Below are 6,264 nucleotides of genomic sequence, written 5' to 3' on the forward strand. Positions count from 1 at the left end.
TAAAAAAATACTGTTTATAAAAATAAACTTTAAAATTTTCTTTTCAATAATTAAAATGATTAAATATATTTTTTCTATCAACACAGGTAGATCGGGATCCCATTATTTATCCAGTATGTTGTCTGAATTTGAAGAAGTTTCTTCAAATCATGAACCAGAACCTATTATGAATGGATTAGTAATGAGAAAATTTTTGAATGGTGATCAAGACCAAATGAATATTGAAATGCATGAAAAAATTGATAATATCAAAAATAAACTATCTGGAAATAATTGCTATTTTGAAACGAATCATTGTTTTATAAAAGGGTTTGGATGGCTTATTCCAAATTATTTTCCACACGAAGAAATAGGTGTGATTCTATTAAAAAGAGATAAAAAAAAGATATTAAATAGTACATTTCGTATAAATTGTACTCCACTTACAAAAGATGGGAGAGATTGGATAATGAATCCATTAATGAAAAATCCAATTAACAAAGTTCCATTAATTGATAAAATTAAATATATGTTATATTACAACTTATATAAATTTATCAAAAATCCTCTTAATCCTCTTAATATTCAAAATTTAAAAAATATTAACTATGTTTCATATCTACAAAGTAAGGTAAATCAAGAAGATAAATCGATTGAAAATAATATTAAAAGTAAACCCAAAAGTAAAATATATTTTCTATCTAAAATTCAAAAATTAATAAAGTCAAAATATAACCCTTTAAATTTTGGGAATTATACAAAACCTAACTTTATAAAAGATTTTGAAATGAAATATATCGAATGGTATATTGATGAAACCTATGCACAAGGTAAGAAATACCTGAAAATGTATCCAGGAATAAAAGTTTATGAAACAACAATAGAAAAGTTAAATGATGTAGAAGAATTTGAAAGAATATTTAATTTTTTCAAAATACCATTTAAGCCTAAAGATTCTTTTTTTGATAAATTAAATAAGAAAACAAATTTGAAAAGTAATATTTCATGATTTATTAAAAATAATATATTAATACTTGAATACTAAAAACATTCATGTAGTATAAATACATGAATGTTTTAATTCATAACTTAGTACTGCTACCTTAGCTACCCAATAAGTATAGAGTTTATACTAAAAAATTAAGACTTAGAGAAATATATATAATTCTGATATTAATGATCTAATTAAATAAAGTAAGGTTTTAAGATTAACTTTATTTATCCCTGACAATGTTATTGCATAAGATATATATATTATTGCAATTTTATATTGTTTGAGATCAGTTTTCACAGCACTCATTTCACGATATTTATTCCCAATGAAAATCTTGTCACTAAGTTTATTCTCAATAAATTTATCAATTGATTCTTTGTCATTCTTTTCTACCCAATCATACTTCTTGTTAATTCTTTGTTGAATTAGTTCAGAAATTAAACATGTAGCAACTAATTTCTTTTTAGAATAAATATTATTTGTTAATGATGTAGGGTTAGCTCTGTAGTAATAAAGAGGCTCAGCAATTTCATATGTTTTATATCTTTCAACTATCTTTGAAATCCAATATTTATCTTCGGCAATTATTCTTTCAAGTATTAATGGAATGTTGCCAATATCTTTAAAAACTTCTTTTTTAATAAAAATTGATGCCATACAAAATGACCATGAATGATATTTTTCTAGATTAACATATGAATCTTTATTTTTATTTTTATTATTTTTCTTTGTTTTAGAAACTCTATAATAATTTGTAACAACGGCAGATACATTTTTTTTTTCAATGATCTTTAATTGTTTTTCAATTCTTGTTAAACTTGACCAATCATCAGCATCCTGTACAGTTATGTAATCTCCTTTGGCTAAAGAAAATAGTTTATTTCTAGTTCTAACATTTCCTAAATTAATATTATTATGATAACATTTAATACGTTTATCTTTTTTAGCAAAATTATCGATGATATTTTTAGAATTGTCATGAGACCCGTCATCGGCTATTAATATTTCTATATTTGAATATGTTTGATTAATTAAACTACTAAGGCATTTATTTAAAAAATGCTCACAATTATAAACAGGAACAATAATAGAAACTAACGACATGATCTTAAGAATAAGTTTTTTTATTATCAGAATTTAATTTTATCTTAAAGTTAAGAATTTTAATTTGATATTTACTTTAAATTATACATGAAACATTTAGTAATCTTCTTATTTTTATTTATATTTTCTTCAAATGTTAAAGCACAAATTAATGTTCAAGATTCTTTAATATTAGTTGAATTTTATAATATAAATAAAAATAAAACTTTTAATTGGGATTTAAGTTCCCCTTCTACCTGGACTGGTGTTACTTTTAAAAATAATAGAGTATATCGATTAAATCTTAGAAACAAAGGTATAGATACTTTAAATCAATCATTCTATAATTTATCCGAACTTGATGAAATTCAATTTCAAGCAAATAATATTAAAACATTATCATCAGATATAGAGAACTTAAAAAAACTTAAAAAGGTATATTTAACTAACAATAAGATATTTGAATTACCTGAGGAATTAGGTAATTCAAATATCTTATACTTAGAAATTGAGAGAAATCAACTTTATTCAATTCCAAGTGAAATCTCTAGTTTAATTTCATTGAATAATATTTTTCTAAAATCAAATAATCTCGGATATAGTGCATTTGAAAACATTGATTTTGCAAAGTTAAGAAGTTATAATGAACAAAATTTAATTTCACATGATTCTTCAATTATCTATGAAAATAGTATAGTAATTTATGCTCCAGATTCCGCTACCAATAATACTTATCAATGGTACAATTCTAATGGATTAATAGATGGTGAGACAAATAGATCTATTTCTGTAAACTCAACTGATATTTTTTATTGTATAATTCAAAATCCAGACTATCCTGATTTACCTCAAGTTCAAACAGGTAATTACAGTTTAATAAATGCTGAACCTTTTTGGGAGGATTCTCTTGCATTAATAGATATATTTAATAGTAACCCTTCAAATAACCTAAATTGGTCAGCTACAACAATGGTCAAAGACTGGAATGGAGTAACACATTCGGGTTTTATTGGAGATAGAGTCACAGCACTTAATCTAGAAAATGAAAACCTTGACTCTATTCCAAATTCAATCCAGAATCTTAATGCATTAGATACATTAATCTTATCAAATAACAATTTTGTTTTCGATGATTTATATGCCACTTTAGGAATGATGCCTTCTCTCCTTTATATTTATTCTCCTCAGGAGAAACTAGGAAGTGAAGTTTCTTTTGGTTTTGTACCGGGCGACACGATTATATTAGAAGTAGATGCAAGTGTTACAAACTACTCTGGTGAAAATTCATTTCAATGGTATAAAAACAACATTGCAATTCAAAATGCTACAAACAGAACATATACTGCTAGTCAAATCGGAACATATCATTGTGAAATTAACAACAATAATTTCTCTGAATTAACACTATATCAAAATAATATATTTTTATTTGATTTAAATGCTTTTAATCAAGATTCATTGATTGTTAGATCTATTTATTTAGACAACCCTAATAATACATTAAGTTGGGATATAAATAACACGAGTATTTCCTCATGGGAAGGTGTTACAATGAGAGGAGGAAGAGTACAAAGTCTTCATTTAATGAATACGAATATACAAAATATACCTCTTGATATTGATGACTTATCAGAATTAGATACCTTGGTTATTAGTTATAATGATCTAAATTCTATACCAAACAGTATTGGTAATTTTAATCACTTAGTAAAATTAAGTTTAGAAAATACAAATATTCACAACATCAATGACTCTATTTTTAACAACACTTCATTAGAGGTTCTTAACTTAAGTAATAATTTTATTGCAATATTAAATGATAGTATTTCCAAACTTCTTAATCTTGACACAATAAATATAAGTAGCAACAATATAACTTTTGATGATCTTTATAAATTACCAGATAGTATTGATAAAATTTTCTATGCTCCACAAAATATTATTGGAAATGAGCAATTGGTTGAAACAGCAGGAGTAATATCAATATCGATCGAAGATAATATTGACCCTAATATCGTTAATAATCAATATCAATGGTTTTATAATGGGGAAAATTTAGTTGGAGAAAATGGAAGGACTATTATCGTTTACAATTCATATGGAATTTATGATTGTATTATTAGTAATGATAGCTTTCCTGAATTGACATTAAATGTTGCACCAATAACAGTTACATTAGGTCCAACAAGTGTTATGGATTCTTTAATTTTAGTTGATATTATTGATTTAAACAATGAAAACACATTAAACTGGCAAAAAAATAGACCAATTGGAGAATGGGATGGTGTCTTAGTAAATGGTAGTAATTCAAGAGTTCAGAGTCTTGATATTTGGGGAAAAAACATTGAAATCTTACCCATAAATTTTGGAGATTTAATAGCCTTAAATAAAATAAATCTTGGGAATAATAAGCTTGTTGATATTCCATTAAGTATAACTAATTTAAATCAAAATGTAAATTATATAAATCTTTCTCAAAATCATTTAAGTTTTAAAGAACTAGATGTAATAAGAAATCATTTTAATATGGATTCTGTAAATTTTGTCTATTCAAATCAAAAACTTATTGGTGAACAAAATTTAATAGTTGATCTTGAAGGTAATATTCAGGCCATATCAATTCCTCAAGAGATTATAAGTGACAATGATTTTTATCAATGGTACTTTAACGACAGTCCATTATTTAATGAAAATAATGATACTTTATATGTTTCAGAACAAGGTAATTACTTTTATACAATTACTAATACAAATTATTTTGAAACCGTATTATCATCCTATTCAATTGAAGTAACCGGAGTAAACAGTATTAATTTTAACGAAAGAATAACATTTACACCCAATCCAATAACAAGTTATGGAAAAATAGAATTATCACCTGTTATTAAATTAGATAATATGATTCTATATGATTTACATGGAAAACAAATAGATGTATTAATTAACAAAGTAAACATGTTCACATATAATCTCAATTTCTCTAATGTTCCAAATGGTTTATACATTTTAGTAATTACCTCTAACGATAATATCTTTAAGTTAAAATTGATTAAAAATCAATAGTGTCCTAAACGTTTTCATTTCCAAAAAAATGCACGTTTTAGCTATTGTCAGTGTATATAATCATCCAATTTTAAAATAAAACCCCTTGCACATATATTGGCCTAGGTTTCGGAGGATCTTCAAAAGGTTTATCTAACCATTTTTTGAGATCAATTTTAACGAATAAATTGAGCCTTATGAATGCGATCAAGTTAGATAATCTCCACTCAAATTCACCTACCGATTTGAGATATTTTAGAATTAAAATAGTGATCAAAGCCGTCCAAATTTGAATCATCACAGCATTTTCACTTGTTCCGATAAAAGATTTGATATAGAGTAGTTGTTTAATTTCTCTAAAGAAGATTTCAACCTGCCACCTACTCTTATAAAGCTCACTTATTGTGTTTGCTGTCCAAGACATTTGATTGGTGATTAATTCTATCGTTTGGTTGTTCTCATCATTCCAAATTACAACACGTCTGAGCTTTTTAGGGTATTTTGTACTTGTTTGAACTCCTGTAACTTCAATTAGCTCATCTTTTAGGATATGCTGATGTCTGTGATCTGGTAATTCTAATTCTTTAATTGTTTTAAACTGTAAGTTTTCTTTGTGTCTTATAACGAAGAAGACTCCTTTGCTGTCCCAAACGTTTAATAAAGAAAAATCATTATAATATCTATCGGCAACAATCACGCTATTAGCAGGTAAAGGGATCTCATAGGCTCCTTTGTTATCAGCCGTTTTTCCATTAGAAATGTGCACATAAGCAGGTAAATTACCATCATAATGGAATAGCAACCAAAAAGGATACAAATTTTAAGCTACCTTTCTTAACTTAGAGCGTTATGAAAAGATACGAAAAATCATTTAAAGAAATGGTTGTAGAATTATTGAATTCAGGTCAATCATTAAATAATGTGTCCAAAGATTATGGAGTAAATAAGATTATAGTTACCCCAGTAGTTCGGACTGTCTAAGCGGAAAAGATAATTATCTTTTTTTGAGAGATTCAGCTTCAAACCTTTTTTAAAACCCATTTTATGATTTGTCAAGGCTGGTCTGTGTTGCGCCTGCGGCAGACCATTCATCTTGGCCTTTACAACTCATAGAATGTGGTTTTTCTTTTGGTTTTGAGCTTGTGTCTCGGCGACCTTTCTCAAAG

At 26.1% G+C, this 6,264-nt stretch carries 4 protein-coding genes; 2 read left to right on the top strand and 2 right to left on the bottom strand.

Annotation, left to right across the window (positions count from 1 at the left end):
- Positions 1–55: 55 nt before the first annotated feature.
- Positions 56–988: a hypothetical protein gene (locus tag ACXAHM_RS13250; RefSeq protein ID WP_474960920.1), complete on the top strand. Its 933-nt coding sequence runs from the start codon at positions 56–58 to the stop codon at positions 986–988.
- A gap of 138 nt (positions 989–1,126) precedes the next feature.
- On the opposite strand, the gene ACXAHM_RS13255 is transcribed toward ACXAHM_RS13250, so the two are convergent.
- Positions 1,127–2,077: a glycosyltransferase family 2 protein gene (locus tag ACXAHM_RS13255; protein WP_474960921.1), complete on the bottom strand. Its 951-nt coding sequence runs from the start codon at positions 2,075–2,077 to the stop codon at positions 1,127–1,129.
- An 87-nt stretch (positions 2,078–2,164) separates the two neighbouring features.
- On the opposite strand from ACXAHM_RS13255, the gene ACXAHM_RS13260 reads away from it, so the two are divergent.
- Positions 2,165–5,119, top strand: coding sequence for a T9SS type A sorting domain-containing protein (locus ACXAHM_RS13260; RefSeq protein WP_474960922.1), 2,955 nt, complete (start codon positions 2,165–2,167; stop codon positions 5,117–5,119).
- A gap of 70 nt (positions 5,120–5,189) precedes the next feature.
- Here ACXAHM_RS13260 and ACXAHM_RS13265 read toward each other — a convergent pair whose 3' ends face one another.
- Positions 5,190–5,915: an IS4 family transposase gene (locus ACXAHM_RS13265; protein ID WP_474960923.1), complete on the bottom strand. Its 726-nt coding sequence runs from the start codon at positions 5,913–5,915 to the stop codon at positions 5,190–5,192.
- Positions 5,916–6,264 lie beyond the last annotated feature (349 nt).

Source organism: Flammeovirga sp. AWQ4_249, assembly GCF_056161045.1.

Bases quoted from the DNA above. Each gene is read 5' to 3' on its own strand.
- ACXAHM_RS13250 (WP_474960920.1), top strand. From the start codon at position 56: ATGATTAAATATATTTTTTCTATCAACACAGGTAGATCGGGATCCCAT.
- ACXAHM_RS13255 (WP_474960921.1), bottom strand. From the start codon at position 2,077: ATGTCGTTAGTTTCTATTATTGTTCCTGTTTATAATTGTGAGCATTTT.
- ACXAHM_RS13260 (WP_474960922.1), top strand. From the start codon at position 2,165: ATGAAACATTTAGTAATCTTCTTATTTTTATTTATATTTTCTTCAAAT.